24 protein-coding genes and 2 pseudogenes are annotated in these 19,610 nt (G+C 33.3%); 16 read left to right on the top strand and 10 right to left on the bottom strand.

Annotated elements, in window-relative coordinates:
* Nucleotides 1–16: 16 nt before the first annotated feature.
* The 4 genes from BPMYX0001_RS12150 (at nt 17) to BPMYX0001_RS34010 (ending at nt 2,594) form a co-directional block, all read left to right on the top strand.
* Nucleotides 17–820 (top strand): Cof-type HAD-IIB family hydrolase, encoded by an 804-nt coding sequence (locus tag BPMYX0001_RS12150; protein ID WP_006095122.1) that lies wholly within the window; start codon nt 17–19, stop codon nt 818–820.
* Entirely contained in the window at nt 804–1,277 is a 474-nt protein-coding gene (locus tag BPMYX0001_RS12145) for a tetratricopeptide repeat protein (RefSeq protein WP_018765719.1), read from the top strand. The genes BPMYX0001_RS12150 and BPMYX0001_RS12145 overlap by 17 nt, the downstream gene beginning before the upstream one ends.
* A 14-nt stretch (nt 1,278–1,291) precedes the next feature.
* Complete coding sequence (locus BPMYX0001_RS12140) at nt 1,292–2,353, top strand: hypothetical protein (RefSeq protein WP_006095121.1); 1,062 nt, start codon at nt 1,292–1,294, stop codon at nt 2,351–2,353.
* 148 nt (nt 2,354–2,501) lie between these two features.
* The gene (locus BPMYX0001_RS34010) at nt 2,502–2,594 is read left to right on the top strand and encodes a putative holin-like toxin (RefSeq protein ID WP_001289320.1); all 93 of its coding nucleotides are present in this window, start codon (nt 2,502–2,504) and stop codon (nt 2,592–2,594) included.
* 229 nt (nt 2,595–2,823) lie between these two features.
* On the opposite strand, the gene BPMYX0001_RS12135 is transcribed toward BPMYX0001_RS34010, so the two are convergent.
* Nucleotides 2,824–3,651 carry an HNH endonuclease gene (locus tag BPMYX0001_RS12135; protein WP_003207379.1) on the bottom strand — a complete coding sequence of 276 codons (828 nt, stop codon included), beginning with the start codon at nt 3,649–3,651 and terminating at the stop codon, nt 2,824–2,826.
* Nucleotides 3,652–3,802: 151 nt separating this feature from the next.
* On the opposite strand from BPMYX0001_RS12135, the gene BPMYX0001_RS12130 reads away from it, so the two are divergent.
* Complete coding sequence (locus BPMYX0001_RS12130; protein ID WP_033797807.1) at nt 3,803–4,888, top strand: AI-2E family transporter; 1,086 nt, start codon at nt 3,803–3,805, stop codon at nt 4,886–4,888.
* A gap of 725 nt (nt 4,889–5,613) precedes the next feature.
* On the opposite strand, the gene BPMYX0001_RS12125 is transcribed toward BPMYX0001_RS12130, so the two are convergent.
* The 5 genes from BPMYX0001_RS12125 to BPMYX0001_RS30755 are packed head-to-tail and all read right to left on the bottom strand — an operon-like array spanning nt 5,614 to nt 6,437.
* On the bottom strand, nt 5,614–5,754 hold the full coding sequence (locus BPMYX0001_RS12125; protein WP_006095118.1) for a YrzI family small protein: 141 nt from the start codon (nt 5,752–5,754) through the stop codon (nt 5,614–5,616).
* 27 nt (nt 5,755–5,781) lie between these two features.
* A complete protein-coding gene (locus BPMYX0001_RS12120; RefSeq protein ID WP_006095117.1) occupies nt 5,782–5,922 on the bottom strand; it encodes a YrzI family small protein in 141 nt (46 codons plus the stop codon).
* Between the two features lie 29 nt (nt 5,923–5,951).
* Entirely contained in the window at nt 5,952–6,095 is a 144-nt protein-coding gene (locus tag BPMYX0001_RS12115) for a YrzI family small protein (protein ID WP_006095116.1), read from the bottom strand.
* 30 nt (nt 6,096–6,125) lie between these two features.
* Complete coding sequence (locus BPMYX0001_RS12110; protein WP_003198152.1) at nt 6,126–6,269, bottom strand: YrzI family small protein; 144 nt, start codon at nt 6,267–6,269, stop codon at nt 6,126–6,128.
* Between the two features lie 27 nt (nt 6,270–6,296).
* The gene (locus BPMYX0001_RS30755; RefSeq protein ID WP_016115192.1) at nt 6,297–6,437 is read right to left on the bottom strand and encodes a YrzI family small protein; all 141 of its coding nucleotides are present in this window, start codon (nt 6,435–6,437) and stop codon (nt 6,297–6,299) included.
* A gap of 645 nt (nt 6,438–7,082) precedes the next feature.
* Between BPMYX0001_RS30755 and BPMYX0001_RS12105 the strand changes: the two genes are divergently transcribed.
* The 7 genes and pseudogenes from BPMYX0001_RS12105 (at nt 7,083) to BPMYX0001_RS12075 (ending at nt 12,987) form a co-directional block, all read left to right on the top strand.
* Nucleotides 7,083–7,460 (top strand): GntR family transcriptional regulator, encoded by a 378-nt coding sequence (locus BPMYX0001_RS12105; RefSeq protein ID WP_006095115.1) that lies wholly within the window; start codon nt 7,083–7,085, stop codon nt 7,458–7,460.
* Nucleotides 7,457–8,331, top strand: a pseudogene (locus tag BPMYX0001_RS29420) (ABC transporter ATP-binding protein). Before BPMYX0001_RS12105 ends, BPMYX0001_RS29420 begins: the two are co-directional and overlap by 4 nt.
* Before the next feature lie 2 nt (nt 8,332–8,333).
* A complete protein-coding gene (locus BPMYX0001_RS12095) occupies nt 8,334–8,993 on the top strand; it encodes a DUF4052 family protein (RefSeq protein WP_006095112.1) in 660 nt (219 codons plus the stop codon).
* Between the two features lie 51 nt (nt 8,994–9,044).
* A complete protein-coding gene (locus BPMYX0001_RS12090; protein ID WP_006095111.1) occupies nt 9,045–9,512 on the top strand; it encodes a CcdC family protein in 468 nt (155 codons plus the stop codon).
* Nucleotides 9,513–9,549: 37 nt separating this feature from the next.
* A pseudogene (locus tag BPMYX0001_RS29415) lies at nt 9,550–10,057 on the top strand (2'-5' RNA ligase family protein).
* A gap of 211 nt (nt 10,058–10,268) precedes the next feature.
* Nucleotides 10,269–12,617 carry an RNA polymerase recycling motor HelD gene (gene helD, locus BPMYX0001_RS12080; RefSeq protein WP_006095108.1) on the top strand — a complete coding sequence of 783 codons (2,349 nt, stop codon included), beginning with the start codon at nt 10,269–10,271 and terminating at the stop codon, nt 12,615–12,617.
* Between the two features lie 64 nt (nt 12,618–12,681).
* The gene (locus tag BPMYX0001_RS12075; protein ID WP_018780678.1) at nt 12,682–12,987 is read left to right on the top strand and encodes a hypothetical protein; all 306 of its coding nucleotides are present in this window, start codon (nt 12,682–12,684) and stop codon (nt 12,985–12,987) included.
* A gap of 98 nt (nt 12,988–13,085) precedes the next feature.
* On the opposite strand, the gene coaW is transcribed toward BPMYX0001_RS12075, so the two are convergent.
* The 3 genes from coaW to BPMYX0001_RS12060 form a co-directional block, all read right to left on the bottom strand.
* Nucleotides 13,086–13,907 carry a type II pantothenate kinase gene (gene coaW, locus BPMYX0001_RS12070; RefSeq protein ID WP_033798932.1) on the bottom strand — a complete coding sequence of 274 codons (822 nt, stop codon included), beginning with the start codon at nt 13,905–13,907 and terminating at the stop codon, nt 13,086–13,088.
* A 52-nt stretch (nt 13,908–13,959) separates the two neighbouring features.
* Entirely contained in the window at nt 13,960–14,367 is a 408-nt protein-coding gene (locus tag BPMYX0001_RS12065; protein ID WP_006095105.1) for a 3-hydroxyacyl-ACP dehydratase FabZ family protein, read from the bottom strand.
* Nucleotides 14,368–14,439: 72 nt separating this feature from the next.
* Nucleotides 14,440–15,639, bottom strand: coding sequence for an LL-diaminopimelate aminotransferase (locus BPMYX0001_RS12060; RefSeq protein WP_006095104.1), 1,200 nt, complete (start codon nt 15,637–15,639; stop codon nt 14,440–14,442).
* 182 nt (nt 15,640–15,821) lie between these two features.
* On the opposite strand from BPMYX0001_RS12060, the gene pduL reads away from it, so the two are divergent.
* Entirely contained in the window at nt 15,822–16,391 is a 570-nt protein-coding gene (gene pduL / locus BPMYX0001_RS12055; RefSeq protein WP_018780675.1) for a phosphate propanoyltransferase, read from the top strand.
* A gap of 32 nt (nt 16,392–16,423) precedes the next feature.
* Here pduL and BPMYX0001_RS12050 read toward each other — a convergent pair whose 3' ends face one another.
* Nucleotides 16,424–17,626, bottom strand: coding sequence for an MFS transporter (locus BPMYX0001_RS12050; protein WP_006095102.1), 1,203 nt, complete (start codon nt 17,624–17,626; stop codon nt 16,424–16,426).
* 231 nt (nt 17,627–17,857) lie between these two features.
* Between BPMYX0001_RS12050 and BPMYX0001_RS12045 the strand changes: the two genes are divergently transcribed.
* From BPMYX0001_RS12045 to BPMYX0001_RS12035, 3 genes are all read left to right on the top strand, one after another.
* Nucleotides 17,858–18,445 carry a hypothetical protein gene (locus BPMYX0001_RS12045; RefSeq protein ID WP_006095101.1) on the top strand — a complete coding sequence of 196 codons (588 nt, stop codon included), beginning with the start codon at nt 17,858–17,860 and terminating at the stop codon, nt 18,443–18,445.
* A 70-nt stretch (nt 18,446–18,515) separates the two neighbouring features.
* Nucleotides 18,516–19,301: a class I SAM-dependent methyltransferase gene (locus BPMYX0001_RS12040; protein ID WP_018780673.1), complete on the top strand. Its 786-nt coding sequence runs from the start codon at nt 18,516–18,518 to the stop codon at nt 19,299–19,301.
* A gap of 69 nt (nt 19,302–19,370) precedes the next feature.
* Nucleotides 19,371–19,562, top strand: a complete 192-nt coding sequence (locus tag BPMYX0001_RS12035; RefSeq protein ID WP_003198184.1) for a YvzF family protein — start codon at nt 19,371–19,373, stop codon at nt 19,560–19,562.
* Nucleotides 19,563–19,610 lie beyond the last annotated feature (48 nt).

Genomic DNA, 19,610 nt, shown 5'->3' with positions numbered 1-19,610 from the left:
ATAGAAGGAGGAGCTTATGCTTTTTAAAAATATAAAAGTTATTGTATTAGATTTAGATGGTACATTATTAAATAACGAAAAGAAGGTATCAGAGAGAAATATAAAAGCGGTTATGGATTGCCATAGAAAAGGTATACATATCATTTTTGCGACAGCAAGAGCTCCTCGTTCTGTAAAGCAGTTTCTTTCCAAGGAATTACAGAATATTGGCATGATGGTGTATTACAATGGCGCTCTATTACGGGATCAAATAACAAAAATGAATTACCATTACCCAATTGATGCTATGTATACCGCAGAAATTATCAGTTTTGTTACGCAGAAGGAACCTGATTCTTTCATCGCTATTGAGGTGGAAGATACATGTTACATTAATCAAAATATAAAAACAAATTTTATAACAGCAACAAAGCCTATTGTGATTACAAATGAAGAAATGAAGCAACGCTCTGTATCTAAAATACTGTTACACTCTTTTTCTCACTATGAAAAATTAAAAGAACAATTTCGGCATAAAGTAAATGTAATCTGTACTGATCAAAATCAGCTCGTTCAAATTATGGATTGCAATGTTTCGAAAGAGAATGCTGTGTTAAATTGGTGCCAAAGGCATGAAATAAGTGCAGAGCAAGTCATGGTATTTGGTGATGATTGGAATGATATCGGTTTGTTCCAAGAATGTGGTTATCCAATTGCAATGGAAAATGCAATTTCAGAGTTAAAAGAATTAGCATATTATATTACGGATAGTAATGAAGATGATGGTGTAGCATCTATTCTGGATCAAATAAGGAGCGATGCAGGTGAAACAGTTATTTGAGCAAGCGATTCAATTTCGGAATGAAAAAAAATATGCACAAGCAAGGGACATACTCATTGGGTTAACTAACTTTACTCAAAATCCAGAAGTCCTCTATGAATGCGCTTGTATACATGATGTAATGGGACTTGAAACAGAAGCTGTTCCATTTTACGAAAAAGCAATTGTAAATGGACTTAAAGGAGAATCATTATGTGGGGCATATATTGGACTCGGTAGCACATATCGCTGTATTGGTCAATATAATAAAGCGATTGTTACGTTAGAAGCTGGAATCAAACAGTTTCCAGACAATGATACCATGAAAGTATTTCTTTCCATTGCCAAATATAACATTAAAGAATATGAAGAAGCAATGAAATTATTGCTTGAAACTGTTGTAAAACTAGAAGGTGTAAAAGAATATGAACGAGCTATTTTGTTCTATAAAGATCATCTTAATGAGATTTTTAAATAAAAAGGTGGGATTATATGAGTAAATCCATTTCACGTAAAAGAAGAAATATTTCGATTGGTTTTATAGCTTTAATTGTAATATCAAATTATCTAGCATATACACTTCCTATTGTACCCGCTGTACCGAAGGAAATGGTGTTAGGGTCCTTGTTAGATTTTCTTATTGTCATTCCAGTCATTACGTATTTCTTTATTATACGTAAACGCTATTCGTTAACTTATATATTTCCAGTTGTAATAGCAGGTTATATTGCCGCAAGATTTGTTATTCCAAGCGATTATTTACAGTCGTTTTCGTTTGTTTCTTATATTTTAGTGGCAGGAGAAATTGCGTTTATAGGTTTAGAGTTATTTATGCTGTATAAGATTGCTAGAGCTTTGCCTACGGTTATACGATGTTATAAACAATATAAGAACGAATATCCATCATTTTCCTTTGCAATTGATAAAGCCTTTGATACTGTGTTGAAAAGAAATACTGTAGTAGATGTTATTGTTTCGGAATGTAAATTATTTTACTACGCTTTATTCTCGTGGCGTACAAAGATGCCGGAAAGTCAGCATGTTTTTTCATATCATAAAAAGACCGGAGCAATCCCGTTTTATATTATGCTGATTCACGCAACATTAATTGAATCAATTGGATTTCATTATTTACTTCATCAGTGGAATGAGGTAGTTGCTTGGAGCTTACTTATTGTAAATATATATGGAATTCTTTATTTTTTAGCTGAGATACAAGCAATTCGTACGAATCCATATATGATGACGGAAACGGAAGTAATTATCCAAGTTGGATTTGGGAAGAAAATCATAATCCCATTTACTCAAATAAAGGAGATTACATTTTATAAAGGCGAGGTATTAACGAAGGAAGAAGGAAAAGAAGTATTCGAAGCAACGGTAATGGAATTTATAAAGGAACCGGCTACTTTTGAAATAAAATTAAAAGAGCCGTTAACAGCGCAGTTATTATATGGGTTTACCAAAAAGGTGAATCGTGTACATGTAAATGTGGATGATGAGCGGGAATTTTATGAAGCGATTGTTGGAAAACTAGTCCAAGATGGAGAATAAAAGAATAGGAATCAGTAAAACCGGCAAGCGAGAGACTTGCCGGTTTTCATCGTAAAAGATTAGAAAATATGATAAAATTAAGAGGTAACTTATGGTATGGTTGGTTGTTCAATTATCACTTCTCCGGATAGAAGGGAGGTGATAATAAATGAGTGAAATTGCGTTGTTACTGCAAGGCGGATTATTTCTCGTTGCATTGTTAACGTTTGTTGTCGTATTAATTGACAAGCTCAAAAAATAACAACCCACCTATGCCAATAGAATGTGGGTTGTCTCGTTTGTAAGAAACAAATAGGATAAATGAACAATCCAATCTGCTAAGTTACATAGACTGGTGTGTAGCCGCACACTAGTCTTTTTTATTTATATACAATTTATAATTATTTTATGTGATTGTATTGTTCTTTTCATACACATTATAACATAGTGTCTTTTCATCAAGAAAGGAGACCGTATGTTCTAGTTTGTAATTAGATATGAGTTTTTGGGCTTTTTTGTTTAAATAACTTATCCATGTATTGTTTTAAATTTTCAATATAGAATTCTTGTTTTTCTATATCATTCACTCCAACAATTGGAGATGGAAGTTGATATTTTTTTCTAGAAAGATGGACAACAACATCAAAAATATCAAATAGACGAATGAAGCAGAATAGACCATCTTTGTCACTTAATAAAATAAAGTAGTGATTATCGCTAGTTGTATTGAGGGTATTCCACAATGAACTTTTACTTAGATCACGAACAATGCTTCGTTCTTTTAATTCGATAAAGTCAACATTCGATATAATAGTAGAAATATCAATCGCATCTGGATCATTAAAATAACCGTCAATTGTATGTACTGCGAATGTATAAGCCATTTTTAAGATACTCATTTTATATTTACGGTTATCTAAAAGTAATTCACGTTGAATTGAGCTTGCTACTTTTGTTACGCGCTCTTCTTTCCAAATTTCATTATGCAATGAAATATCATGTTTTTTACATAGTTTCATAATTAATTCATTAGAATAGTATATTTCATCGTTTGTTTCAACTTCTTCAGTTTCTGCCGCAGCTAATTCTTGACCATATTCATTCGTATAAAGAGGAGAATCAATTTGTTGTTTCATTTGTTCGATTTTATATTGAATCAGTTTATGCCGAATTAATGGTCGATCCACGTTTGTTATGAGATGTTCATAACAAGTATCACAAATTGAATTTGTAAAATAATGTCCACATAAAATCTCTGGGATAACATGTTGTTCACTAAGTTCTTTCGTTTCTTTTCTGCAAATAATACATTGCGTCATATTTATCACCTTTTACCCTGCAAATTTGTATGTAATCTCATTGTAGTGTATTTATTCGCATTTTGGAACATTGAAGGTGAAAATAGCATGTAAAATTCATGGATGTTTTGATACAATATAGGGAAGTGCTAGTTTAAAGGAGGACGTTTTTTTGAAATCGAAAGTGCACTTTTGGACATTAGAAGTGCTAATGGTTGTAGGAATTATATTTATTTGCACAAAAATATCATTTTTATTTCAACCGATTGGCATATTCATTTCCACTTTATTTTTCCCAATTTTAATTGCTATGTTTTTATATTTCATCTTTAATCCAGTGTTAGTGTTTTTAGAGGCGAAAAAAGTTCCTAGAAGTTTAGCGATATTGTTGTTATATGTTTTTATCATTACACTGGCAGCAGTTGCAATTGGTGTAGTCGTTCCAACGATTTCACAGCAGCTAATGGACCTAGTGAAAAACATGCCAACATATATTAAAGAGGGGAAAGTATACATACAAGAATTATCTCATCATAGGCTATTTGAATGGCTGGCTACACAAGATTATGTATCAATTGAAACGATTGAAAAAAACGCAATTGAGTATTTAAAAGAGATACCAAATACAATAACGTCGAGTGCAACGGCTTTATTCGGTATTATTACAAACGTTGCATTAGTCGTATTTACAGTACCATTTATCTTGTTTTACATGTTTAAAGATGGTCATGCATTTCCAGGAAAAGCTGTTAGTTTTTTACCAGAATCGTATCGTGAAGAAGGACTTCGTATTATAAAAGAAACAGGTGAAACGTTGTCTGCCTATATTCAGGGGCAAGCGCTCGTTTGTTTATTCGTCGGTGCATTTACATTTATCGGATATGTCATCATGGATTTGCCATATGCTTTTGTTTTAGGTATTATAGCGGCATTTACAAATATTATCCCGAATTTAGGACCTTTTATTGGGGCAGCACCAGCTGTAATTGTTGGATTATTTGTATCTCCAATGCAAGCATTGTGGGTAATTGTTATCGTAACAATTGTACAACAATTTGAGAGTAACATCATTTCACCGCGTATTATGAGTTCGAAATTAAATATCCATCCTTTAACAATTATTGTGTTAATTCTTGGTGTAGGTAATTTCGCGGGTATTATTGGGATGATTTTAGCAGTACCAGCTTACGCTGTGACAAAAACAGTTGTTTCAAACTTGGTGAGATTATTTAAGATGAAAAGAAATAATCGGAAATAAAAAGAATTCATATGAATCAAGAAGGATACATTGCTTGTTAAGCGATGTATCCTTCTTGATTTTATAGAGGAGAGGTATCACGAGTGGCATATTACTAAAAGAAGACTATGAGAAAGTGATAGCTTTTGTTCATTCCTGATCAAAATGGGAAGATCAAGAAGAAAAATAGTTTCTACATGATGACGCCAGTATTCATAATTTTTTGTTTCATCATGAAGTGTTGAATGGAATTATTGATCCTTCGCCGATGGTGGGGTCATTATTTTATGATTTTACATACGCATTTTGTTCCTCACCAAATAATCTAGACACAGAGACGTTATTTACGGCATTTTCGCAATTGAACGATTTGAAGGTTGAAAACTCAAGATTAATAGAAGAGGGAATTGCACAAGTATATACCCGCATTGGGGTGGGGGCTGTGCGAAAGTTCATCCGCATGATTTAAAAGATTACTTGAAGACGTGGGAATACTAGAGAAAATTACTACCTTGTTATAAATGAGGATGAAAGTTAACTTTAGGTATCACAATAAAAACACCTAGTTTTAAATGGAAATTAGGCGTTTTTATTGTGTGATTTTTTCGTGTTTATTTGAAAAAAATAGCCTTTTAAAATATCATACATTGGACTATGTGGAATCCCTCTCAATAATCCAAATCATTTCTTTACAACGCGCCATTAACATCTTAATCCTCTCCTCTCATAAGATTTAAATCGCATCATTATAGATGTGTATAATATTTGCTTCTACGATCTCGAATGTCATCCATAATCTTTTTATATTGCTGTTCTTGCACAATTTCAGCTTCAGATAACCGCATCTTTTGAATGCTAATCGTTAAAAAGAAAACATGAAATTTCATAAATGAATTCCTCCTTTCGTAAAGGAATTATAGGTGACTACAATAAGGGACTTGACGTTCTTTCACTTCATCCATAGCATTTTGAATGTGTTGATCGTGTAACATTTCGAACTCGGAAAATTTGTTTTTGTGAATTGTAATCGTTAAAAAGAAAACTTGGAATTTCATAAGGTGATTGCTCCTTTTTATATAAATTTTTAGTACATATCGTTGTAATAAGAAACTTGACGTTCTTTCACTTCATCCATCATTTTTTTGATTTGCTGTTCTTGTAAAATTTCAGTTTCAGAGACTTTACTTTTGTGAACAGTAATGGTTAAAAAGAATACTCGAAATTTCATCAGAAGATTGCTCCTTTTATAAATTAATTTTTAATACATTTGATTATAATAAGAACTCTTGCGATCTTTTACTTCGTCCGTAATCGCTTTTAATTGTTGTTTACGTAAAATCTCAGTTTCAGATAAAGATTTTTTCTGAAGAGCAAACGTAAAAAAGAAAATATGAATCGTCATAAATGAATTCCTCCTTTCGTAAAGGAATTACAGGTGACTACTGTAAGGACATTGACGCTCCTTTATGTCATTCATAGTCTTTTGAATGTGTTGATCGTGTAACATTTCAACTTCAGATAATTGCTTTCGTTGGATTGTAATACTGAAAAAAAGTACGTGAAAAGTCATTGAATATTTGCTCCTTCCGAAAAGAAATAGTGTTAGAGATTAAAAAATCGCACAAAAAAGCCACAGGAAGATATAATTCTCCTGTGACAGGCATGAAAAAGCCACAGGAAAGTATACGACCTCCTGTGGCGAATTTGCTAATTAAAGAAAATACCGAACGATTTTCAATTCTCCATTAGGGTGGTCGAATTCATATTTAATTGTAAAATAGATGCAACATGTAATTGTAATTTCATCATTTTATTCGACCTCCTTTTAGAATTTTTTTCTTACGTTAGTAAGTATATACAATTAATGGATAATTGTAAACATAAAAAATGAAAATTTTTAATTTTGATTAAAATGCGTATGTTTTGAAAGGAAGTTTTGATAAGGTATTGAGCATACAAGTTATCATCTAGGACAGGTAGTAGATCGAACAAAATTATTAAAGGGAAAGAAGTTTGATTTTTGTCAAAATGGTTTGAATGAAAAGAACTTGAGGTTCAGTATAGAAAATACAACGGTTTTATAAAGAAGTATCATTCTTTAAGGTATGATACTTCTTTTTTGCGAAAAAATTATGGAAAAATATTGAATGGAAATATATTCTTGTGATATGGTTAATTGCATAAGTAATGAACCTATGAACCTAAGGGGGAAGGTATGAAACAATCTCTTGAACAAAATAAGTTAATATACATACAAATTGCAGAAACCATTGAGTCGGATATTTTAAAGGGAATACTGCTTGAAGAAGAAAAGGTTCCGTCAACAAATCAATTTGCAAAATTGCTGCAAATCAATCCGGCGACAGCGGCGAAAGGAGTAAATTTGTTAGTCGATGAAGGTATTTTATATAAAAAGAGAGGGATTGGGATGTTTGTTGCAAAGGGAGCGAAGGAAGTGGTACTAAAGAAGCGACAAAGTGCTTTTAGGAATGAATTTTTGCCTAAAGTGTGGAAGGAAGCGGAGGTACTTGAAATCTCTAAAGAAGAGCTAATCAAAATGATTCAAATGGTTACAAAGGAGGGAAAAGAATGACAATTGTAGTGAAAACTGAAGAATTGACAAAACAATATAAGAAAAAGATGGCTATAAATGGATTAACCTTTTCATTGGAAGAGCATAAGATATATGGTTTGCTTGGTAGAAATGGAGCGGGGAAAACAACGCTACTTCACCTTCTTACTGGACAAATCGTTTCAAGTAAAGGTAGTGTATCAATATTTAATGAAAATGTGTATGAAAATAGTCACTTTTACAAAATATTTGTTTTGTAAAAGTGAAAGAAGAGATTTATTCGAATTATAAAGTGAAAGAAATTTTTAAGTTATGTAACATGTTTTATAAAAATTGGGATCAGAAGTTTGCGGAGGAACTTGCAGTAAAGTTTCAAATAGATGTAAACCAAAAGTACGATAAATTATCACATGGCATGCAGACTGTTGTCGGAATCATTAAAGGATTAGCAAGTAGGGCACCTATTACCATTTTTGATGAGCCGACTACCGGTTTGGATGCAGCGCACCGAGAATTATTTTACAGTATGTTGTTAGAAGACTATGGCAATCATCCCCGAACAATTATTTTATCAACGCATTTAGTAGAAGAGGTAGCGCATGTTGTAGAAGATGTGCTGATTTTGAAAGAAGGGGAAGTAGTTGTTCAATCAGCAGTTGAAGATTTATTACAGCAAGGCCATTACATATCAGGGCGAAAAGATAAAGTGGATGAATTTATGATAAATAAAAATGTTGTATACCGAGAATTGTTTGGAAATAAAAGGATTGGTGTTATATGGGGAGAGCTTTCTAAAGAAGACTATAAATATCTTGAAAGTGAAGAGTTAGAAATTGAGGGAGTGTCGCTTCAGAAATTATTTATTTATATAACGGATGGTGACGTAAAGTGAAGATGCTAATGAATCAGTTGAAATTACACATTAATTATCATTATAAAGCTATTTTAATATTTTGGATTGTAGCGTTAATCATAAAAGGTTCAACGAGTTTAATAGATATAAAAGATATACGAGTTGGCTTTTTACAAGATGTTTTCAACAATCCTTCTATTGCCATTATATTTTTTATTGTAGTGAGCACTTTCTTTATACAGCTAGATGTATTTCGCTTAGCTGTTTCGTTTGGGACAACAAGGTTACAGTTTTTCATTGGATCAGTTTGTTATATTGCTTTACAAGCAGCGTTTTTTTCACTGTTTCAAATGGTTTTCTTACAGGACTTATTTTATCGTGTGGAAAGTGCTAGTTTGATAGGAGGTTCAATTGAGCAGTTTTTTGTACAGTTTTTACTTTATGTTACTATAGCGAGTCTTTTTCAAGGAATTGTTATTTTTCAGCAGAGATTTAATTGGATTGGATGTGGAGTTGGTTCAATCTTTTTTATAGGCTTAACAAGCGTATGTTATGACAGTGGGCTAAAATTGACCCTTACAAAAACTGAAGTTTTGATGAATATACCTTCGTTCATAATCATTTCCAGTGGGCTAATCGTGTTTTACTTTGTGATTAGTGGTATATGTATTCGAAAAATTTCTTTAGAACAAACGGTTTAATAAATTGTATAGCAGTGTTAGATAAAATATTTTAGGAGAGAAGGAAAACATATGGGAGATACATCTTCGTTAATAACGATGTTTTTATGTATTGCATTATTGATTTTATGGCGGCGTTATCGCTCTATGCATAGACCGATAAAGGGAAATGGTAAACGAATTTTATTACCACTGCTTTTTTTATCACCAGGAATTTTAATGTTTTTTGGTCCTATTCATCCGGCTGCAGTATACATTGGCTTTGCGATGTTATTTGGAATTTTTTTCGCGATTCCACTTATTATACTTACAAATTATGAGAGAAGGGAAGATGGGAATGTCTATACGAAGAAAAGTGTAGCTTTTCTCATTACTTTTATTGGGATTGTAATTTTAAGGTACGTTTCTAGGCAATATATAATTGATTTGGATCAGCAAACGATAGGGTTATTGTTTTATGTTGTTGCGATTTCTTATATAGTTCCATGGAGAATTGCTTGTTATATGAAGTTTAGAAAAGTTTTTCGTGCAGTTTCATAGAGCTGAGTTTTTTGTTTCGTTGGAGGGAGGGTGGAGAGTGCGTACTATTTTACTTTTTCTAGGTGAGGCGCAAATAGATGAAATTGAAGCAATTAGAAAAAAGCATGATCCTTTATTTGGATTCATTCAACCACATATTATACTTGTGTTTCCTTTTGAAAGTGCACTTTCTAATGATGAACTAAGAGCGCATATAGCCCGGAAATTGCAAGGGATTCATCCAATAGAAATTGAGCTTATTGATCGAATAAGTCATGAAGGTGAGTACTTGTTCTTACATGTTGAAAAAGGGAAGGGAACAGGTAAGAGAGTTACATGATGAGTTATACAAAGGGCCTTTGACGGAATTTTTGCGAAGTGATATACCTTATATACCACACGTTACAGTTGGACGAAAAGAAAATGAACAACGGGCAATAAAAATCGCAGAGAAGATGCTGAAATTAAGCACGCGATTGCGATGTATAATTGAAAAAGTAAGTGTTGAACGTATTGGAGAAGATGGAGAATCAATAATAGAATTTGAAGTGGAACTTCCAAAATAAAAAGGAGATACAAATTTGTATCTCCTTTTTATTGATTTTTCATATATATGTGTTAAAATGGAAAAACGCTCATCGTTTATTTTTGCGAAAACTCAATAATTACCCAATTTAATTATAACAAATTAAATGCTTGTTTGTCAAACTTTTTATTGAATTTGTTATAGCATCAAACAATGAGCATCAGAACGATTAGTTGATAAGGAGTGGCAATATGGGGAAAACAGGTCAAGAGTGGAAACAGGAACAACATCGTGTGAAAGAAGTAGTTGGAAAGATTGAAAAACATATTGATACATTAGAGCAATATACAAGTGCAGCAACAAAAGATGTTGTCCAGATTCGAAAACATTTTTGGGACGATGTAACTGTGAATGTTGATAATACAGAAGAGGCTATCGAAACGGCAGCAAGTATCAAACAACAAGCAGAGTTATTATCTGAACGAGAGCAAAGTCACCGCCATGCTTACAATCAACTAAAAGGATTACAAAGATTACAGCAATCACCATACTTTGGAAGGGTAGATTTTTTAGAAGACGGTGAAAAAAGTGAGGATGCTATTTATCTTGGTATTCACTCATTCTACGATGAACAGACAGAACAATTTCTTGTGTATGACTGGCGAGCCCCTATATCAAGTTTGTATTATGACTATTCTGTAGGAAGAGCTAAATACGAAGCACCTAATGATACGATTTCGGGTGAAATGACATTAAAAAGGCAATATGTTATTCGGAATGGTCGAATTGTAAGTATGTTTGATACAGGAGTGACGATTGGCGATAAATTGCTACAAGAAGTATTAGGAAATAACGCCAATACACAAATGAAAAGCATTGTTTCAACAATTCAAAAGGAACAAAACCAAATTATCCGGAATGAAAAGAGTCGTTTACTTGTTGTTCAAGGAGCTGCAGGAAGCGGTAAAACATCGGCAGCTCTTCAGCGCGTTGCATATTTATTATATCGTTATCGAGAGACATTACACGCCGATCAAATCGTTCTCTTTTCTCCAAACTCGATGTTTAATAGCTATGTATCTACAGTATTGCCGGAACTTGGTGAAGACAATATGAAGCAAACGACATTCCAAGAATACTTAGAGCGTCATATTGATAAGAAATTTGAATTAGAAGATCCATTTACACAAATGGAATATGTACTGACAAGAATGGAAGAAAAGAGTTATAAAACACGATTAGAAGGGATTAGATATAAAGCAAGTTCTGATTTTATTGAAGTAGTAGATCAGTATGTATCTTATTTAAAACGAGAAGGTATGTTATTTAAAGATATAAAATTTAGAGGGGAAGTATTAATCTCTAAAGAACAAATAAAAGAACAATTTTATAAATTTGATCCTTCAATACGGATTCCGAATCGAATAAAGTTAATTTCTGAGTGGTTGTTAAAGGAGCTGAAGGAGCAAGAAAAAATAGAGAGAAAAAAACTTTGGGTGGAAGAAGAAGTACAGTTATTAGATAAAGAAACATACGCAAAAGTTCATCGGAAATTACAGAAAAGACAAGAATATTCCGATGGTACGTTTGATGATTTTGAACGTGAACAAAATATGTTAGCAGCTATTGTTGTGAAAAAATATTTTAAACCGCTCCGAAGACGTGTGAAAAAATTACAATTTATTCATACATCAGCACTCTATATACAGTTATTTAAAGATCCCGAGTTTGCTAAGCAACTTGTAGAAGAATATAAATTACCACAAAAATGGGATGAAATATGCGGAGAAACAATAGAAAAAATGCAAGGTTTTTATATGGCGTATGAAGATGCAACGCCTTATTTATACATGAAAGACCAACTAGAAGAATTACAAAAAAATACATCTGTGCAGCACATATTTATTGATGAAGCGCAGGATTATTCTGCATTTCAATATGCATTTTTAAAACGAATATTCCCTCATACAAAAATGACGATACTAGGCGATTTTAATCAGACCATTTATGAACATGCGTCAGAGAATGAATTTTCACAGTTAAGTACCTTGTATGGGGAAGAACTAAGTGAAAAAATTGTTCTTACGCGTAGTTATCGCTCTACAAAGCAAATTATTGAATTTACGAAGCAGTTAATTGACGGTGATGAAATTGAACCGTTTCAGCGTGAAGGAAAACAACCGATTATAACAGAAGTGAAAGAAGGAGAAGCTCATCATAAAAAGATTGTGGACCAAATCGAACAATTGAAGCAAAGTGGTCACAGAACAATCGCGGTTATTTGTAAAACAGCGGAAGAAAGCGAAGATGCGTACTATGCCCTACAAACATCATTACCAGTTCGCCTCATTAAGAAAGAAACGAGTTCGTTTGATGAAGGTATTTTGATTATCCCATCGTATTTATCGAAAGGGGTAGAGTTTGATGCGGTCATTATCTACGATGCATCAGAGGAAAAATACAGCCGAGAAAGTGAACGTAAGTTATTTTATACCGCTTGTACGCGTGCGATGCATGAGTTATATATTTATTCTGTAGGGGAGATGAATGAATTTTTACAGTCTGTTTCTCCAAAAACGTATTGTTACAAGAAAATATAGAAGCGGAATAAAAGAGGTTGTTACATGTTAATGTACCTAAGTTTTCCTTAAAGGGGCGGATTACATGGAATTAATAAATATTAATGGGGATACTTATAAAATGGAATGTATACCTTTTGAAGACAAGAGTGAACAGGATGAAGAGGGATATTATGAATATTATTATAAGGGAATATATATATCGTTTCATTCAGACAAAGATATAATAAAAGCTAAAATTTATGATGGAGAAAAAACAATCTCGTTTTTGAAAAACCCTATTCCTTATTTTGGTGAAGGGTTTGAAGCGATGAGAGGATATGTAGCGCAAGCGTTTGGTGTAAATCGTTTTCAATATCTTGGTGGAGAAAAAGGATATGTAGAGCTATAGTTCAAATAAAAAAGCTGGTCTAAAAACCAGCTTTTTTATTATGTGAAATTTTGACTCATGTTTTCTCTTTCACAGAGGCTCTTTTCTTTGTAATATATTTATTTGGCTATACTCAGTAAGGCACCAATAGCCCCGCTAAAACCGTGATCTTCTAAGAAGATAGGTTTTTTATTTTGATACAAAGTATAACTACCTATAATTTCTTGTAGATGTGTATTATTTGATAGTGTAGATCCAATATAAACGATATGATCCATATCTTTTGCTTCTGCAAATTGAAGGCTTAATGCAGTAACTACTTCACCAACAAGACCTTGAAGGGTAGCGAGTAAATCGGGGTTGTTATAATCAGCTTCACTCATAGCAGCTTTTCCGAAATTACTAGCTGTTAAATTACTATCAATAGGAGATAGAATCCCGCTATAAATATCTCCAACTGTTATATCGAGATTCTGCCTAGAACCTAGTTTTGTCTGCTGGATTACTTCTTCAAAACGATCTATATTCGCTAATAGTTTCGACAAGCCCATGATAGTGCCTCCACCAATACCAGTTCCTCCAGCACGAATATAATTTTTATTATGGACATAATGAATGGATGTTCCTGTACCGATATTTGTTAAAACAAAGTTGTTTATGGAATAATTTCCGTTGTTAATAAGATAGTGAACGCCTGCAAGTGTGGCATCGAATTCTGCAACATACTCTATAGTGTATGTTGCAGAAAATAATGTTTGTAACTGTTCAGCTTTACCACCAGTCAGAGACAATCTATTTATATACTTATTTTTATTTAACCACTCTTGAATTTTGATTTGTTCATGAGAGTAAAATTTTTTAAAATGCAATTCATTTTCTTCATTAAAATAAGCAATTTTTGTTAGTGTTCCTCCAGCATCAATACCGACGGTGCTCTTCATTTTTGTACTCCTTATCATTGTGTAATAATAATGAACATCTATCATTCACTCTTTATGAAGTAATGTAAACTAATAACTTTTCAACTATAACAATGGGTTTACCATTTACAGAAGCAATTCCTTTCCCGAGAACAAATCCTCGTTTATTCCGCAGAACTTCATATTGTAAATCTAGCTTGTCACCAGGTATAGCAGTGCCATTAAATGTTACACCGTCTAATGAGGAGAGGAATCCTAATCCGGTAGACTCACTTGTTCCTACAAATGCTCCAAGCTGTGCAAGGGCCTCTACAATTAGCATGTGTGGCATGCTGTTTTGATTCGGATTTATAAACCATTCGTTACTTGTGATTAATTTATATCCTTTTACGGATTTTTCATTTTCAATTTCTGTGATTCTATCAATCATTAAAAATGGGTAGCGATGAGGAAGTGTATCGTTAATATTTTTGATATTCATAAAGGTCTCCGATCTTTAATCCTTAAATGGGAAAATAATAGCCCCTGCTAAAAATAAGCAGGGGATTTGTAATTAATTATTGACTAATGCATCTGCCTTTTCGGGAGAGAAAATACCGCTATTTTCAATATTTTCAACAACTTGTTGTAACACTTCTTTATCTTGAACAAGTGCGATACGAACGAATCCTTCACCATGTGGTCCAAAAGCATGACCAGGGGTTACAACAACATGCGCACGATCCATTAGTGCATAGGTAAAGTCTAATGAGGTCCAGCCTTTTGGGATTTCAGCCCAAACAAACATACTACCAGCTGGTCTATCAACATGCCATCCGAAAGAAGCAAATCCATCAACTAAAGTATCTCTACGTTCTTGGTAGATAATCCGATTTTTGGCGCAGAAATCGGCCCCTTTACGTAAGGCAACTGATGCGGCCTTTTGAATTGGCAAGAACACTCCGTAGTCTGTGTTTGATTTAAATTGCGCTAGTGCACCTACAATTTCTTCATTTCCAATCATATAACCAATGCGGCTACCAGCTAAGCTATAGCTTTTGGATAGGGAATTAATTTCAACACCAACTTCTTTGGCGCCAGGAACAGATAAGAAACTGATTGGTTTCTTTCCATCGTAATAAAATTCTGCATAGGCGAAATCATGTACCACAATGATATTGTGCTGTTTTGCGAATGCAATGACCTCTTTGAAGAAATCTTCATGAGCCATTGCCGGAACTGGATTTCCAGGGAAGTTTAATATCATCATTTTTGCTTGTTTAGCAATTTCCTCAGGAACGTCTTGTAAATTAGGTAAAAAATCATTTTCCTTCTTTAAAGGCATGAAGTAAGGCTTTGCACCTGCCATTTGAATACCCGTCTCATATGCTGTATATCCAGGATCAGGTACTAAAATAAGATCACCTGGATTTGCAAAAATCATAGGCAAGTGAACGAGTCCATCTTGGGAACCCATTAATAATAAAACTTCATTGTTTGGATCTAATTTAACATTGTGATTGTTATCGTAATATTCAGTTACTGACTCATGGAATTCTTGAATACCTGTTAAAGTATAACCGTAACTTTCTTTTTCATTTGCTGTATGTACCATAGCTTCTCTTACAATATCAGCAGGAGGCATATCTGGATTGCCGATACTCAAATCAATCATTTTGTGACCTGCTGCAATTTTTACCTTTTTATAAGCTGCTAATTCACTGAATATAGAAGATTGAAATGCTTTCATTCTAGCTGCTAACGTATAAGTCATCAAAACCCCTCCTAAAAAACTGTGCTTTCATTTTCTAAATTTTATATTCTTTTATTATTCTGAAAACACATAATTATATTTTATCACTTTTGAGTCAGAATTCAAAACGCAGTTGTGTAAAAAGAAAAAGAAGGGAAGGCTAAAGAGTATGAATACTACCACATAATGAAGAGGTGTTAAAGGTGAAACAAATTCCAATTGGTGTATCAAATCGGCATGTCCATCTGACAAGCGAAGATTTAGAAAAACTTTTTGGGGAAGGATATGAGCTCCTGGTTGCAAAAGAACTTTCACAACCAGGAGAGTTTGCAGCGAAAGAAACAGTAACGATTAAGACTGAAAAGGCGGAAATCCCAAAAGTCCGTATCCTTGGTCCTATTCGAAAGTTTACACAGGTTGAAATTTCAAAAACAGATGCACGTAAATTAGGAGTGGATGCTCCGATTCGAGCATCAGGCAATATTGATGGAACACCAGGGATTACTCTTATTGGTCCAAAGGGTTCTTTAAAAATTGAAAAAGGTGTAATCATCGCTGAGCGCCATATCCATATGACACCTCAAGATGCTGAAAAATTTCAAGTGAAAGATGGACAATATGCAAGTGTGAAAGTAGAAGGAAACAGAGGATTGATTTTTAATCAAGTGTTAATTCGTGTAAAAGATACATACGCCTTAGATATGCATATTGATACAGATGAAGCAAATAGTGGGAATATAACAACAGGAGACTTAGGTCATCTCTTACAATAAGAGAAAAATCCATCTCAATTTGGAGATGGATTTTACATGTTCGATACTTGGGAAGTGTTTTTACTTGCCTGCTTGTGCTTTGATAACGACATGAAAATAATTAATAATGAAATAGCGCCAAAAATAAGAACCATATATCGTAACCCAATTGTGTCTAAGAAGAATCCAGTTCCAAGTAAGACAATTTGGAACATTACCCTTTCAAACATATTACGGAATGAGAAAAGACGTCCATGATAACTTTTTTCAACTTTTGTTTGGAAAATTGTTGACATGATAGGGAAGAAACAGCCAACGCTAAATCCAAATAGACCAAATGATACAAGTGCCATCCATTTCACATCACTAAAGAACAATGAGAGATGCGCAAAAGCAGTACAGAAGGCGAAGAAATAAAGTAATTTATCAGGTGGGAAATGATCAGATAAACGCTTAATTACGAAAGCTCCTAACATAAAAGCCACACCTTCAATGGTATAAATAAACCCTTTAATTGTCGGATCATGTTGCATTTCGCTAATGTTAATAACCATTAAATTGAAACCAGCGATGAATAAAAGGGGAATAATACTTAAAATAAGTGCCCGAAATGCAACTGGGATTCCTCTTAAAATCCGAAATACTTCCATAAAGCTATTATCTTTTGCTGCTTTTTTACTTGATGTATTTGATTTTTGATCTTCAAATCGTAGGAAAAAGGTCGAAAGGAATAATAAAGCGTATGCTGCCATTGAGAACGCGTACATGTACTGTAAACTCATAACGACAAGAAGAACACCACCTAGTGAGGTTCCAGCAATACGAGCGATTGTTCCGATATTCATATGGACACCATTCATCTGTAATAGTTCATGTTCACGAACAATAAGCGGAATAACAGACTGCAATGCAGGGAAATAAAAAGCCGCTGAAATTTGAAGGGCAATCATAAAGGCAATCATAAAGGCGATACTTTCATATTGAATAGCGAAGAACATAAAAATAACACTGATAACACGGCCGAAACCAGCATAAAGAAGGACTTTCTTTTTTTCGTATTGATCGATAACACGACCAGCCATCGGACCAACAAGAACACCGGCTAATAATCCAATAAATAAAATAACCGACTTCATAAAATCAGAAGGTACATACTTCTGCATAAATTCTAGATTGCCAAGAATCCCAAGCCACAAACCAAGCCCAGCGATAAACTCACCGATTAGAACAATCCAGACATTTTTATTACGCCACATAACAAAACCTCTCAGTCTTATAAAATAGGAAAAATCGTATATAAATCCTCCTCTTCATTCATACATTTGAATCATTATTTTTTAGAGTCAGAGTCTATATTACGTGTTTGATAATGAAAGTTCAATCTTTTTGATTTGGATAAAACTTTGCTTTTATAGAGCTAAAAAATCAAATTTACATATTAGAAAATAAATTGGAATAAATTTAAAATGTACGAGGGAGGGATACTTATGATTCAACAATTTTTCAAAAAATTGTTCGACCAGTTTTTAGAGAAGCAGGAAGAGGAAATAATAGCAAAGCTTTGTTTTTGGATTGTCTATTATTACATATCAGTCCCAAAATATATGGTGAACTCTAGTGGTATTTTAGTACATATGAATCAAACGCATGAAGGCTATACGTATGATACAATTGGAGATTTTTTACGCGAGTATAGTGGGAAAACAAGGGGAGCGTTCTATTTTGAAAGTAGAATATACTATATTAAATTTGAGGAAATGATTAGGGAGAAGTGTCGTGAAATGATTTATGCTTATTACTTTCCACGCTTTATTGATGGACATTCGTTATTATGTAAAGAGCTATTAAGAGAAATAGGTGTAGGTAAAACAGAAATTGAATGCGGAAGTTTCTATACGTTGATTTTTAATTATTGTACAGAAACAAAGGATTGGGTTGATGAATACGAAGAGAATGTGTTAAAAGAACTATTTGTATTGTCACTTCCCTTCATTGTACAAGCATATGGTATAAATGTATGTAAATATATAAAACAAGAAGAAAATCGGAAGGAAATAGAGTGCTTAGTTCATTGAATAAAGAGGATATTTATATATTCTTGCTGAAAAAGAATATGTAAATATATGTAGAAAGAAGATGATTGAAATGAGTAACGAAGAACTTGTGAAAACACAATTTGGTAGTAATGCTGAAAAGTATGTGAATAGTCAAATTCATGCAAAAGGACCAGATTTACAGTATGTCGTTCAACAAGTAAAAAATCGTAAAAATATTCGTCTTCTTGATATCGCTACAGGTGGCGGTCATGTTGCTAATTTATTAGCCCCGATATTTAAAGAGGTTGTTGCGCTCGATTTAACAGAAAAAATGTTAGAAAAAGCGAAAGCATTTATCCAGACAAACGGACATGAAAATGTATCATTTGTAGTAGGAAATGCAGAGGATTTACCATTTTCTAATCAATCGTTTGATACGATTATTTGTCGCATTGCAGCGCATCATTTTTCAAACCCTTCTCAATTTATTTTTGAAGTACATCGAAAGTTAGAAGAGAACGGATTATTTATATTAATTGATAATGTCTCCCCAGAAAACCTAGAATATGATACATTTTATAATTTTATTGAGAAAAAGCGAGATCCAAGTCACAGGAGAGCGCTTAGAAAAACAGAGTGGATTTCATTATTAGAAAAGCAAGGTTTACAAATGCAATCATGTTTCACATTTGAAAAACAATTTAATTTTGATTGGTGGTGTAACATGATGGATGTCCCATCGCCAACACGCTCCAAGTTAACGGATTGTATGATGAAAACGTCAAATGAAATGAAGGAGTTCTTCAACATACAATTTAACAATAATAAAGTAGAATCATTTTATACGGAGATGGCACTGTTTGTATGTCATAAAAGTTCAACGCTAAAAAGATAATTTTCTTGCAGTCTTTTCTCAGTACGCTATACTTAGTACAGAGAAATAGAGAATTGAGGAGTAATAACAATGATTCGTGTACGCGTTGAGGGAACGGAAAAAGAGATTGTTGAATTTTTGGAGAAAATGCCTGAAATTCCTGGGTTTGAAAAGACACATGTTAGAGAGCCGAAAAAAGGAAACAATCCTAAATATGATACAAGTAAGAATGTATTAGCATATTTGTCGTATAAAAAGATGGAAAATGCTGTTCACAAATAATAAAGTCCTTTAAAAACAATAAAATTGTTTAATGATAGAGAGCCGAAA

Source organism: Bacillus pseudomycoides DSM 12442, assembly GCF_000161455.1.
GTDB classification, from domain to species: Bacteria; Bacillota; Bacilli; order Bacillales; family Bacillaceae_G; genus Bacillus_A; species Bacillus_A pseudomycoides.
This window is presented reverse-complemented; position numbering and strand designations above follow the sequence as displayed.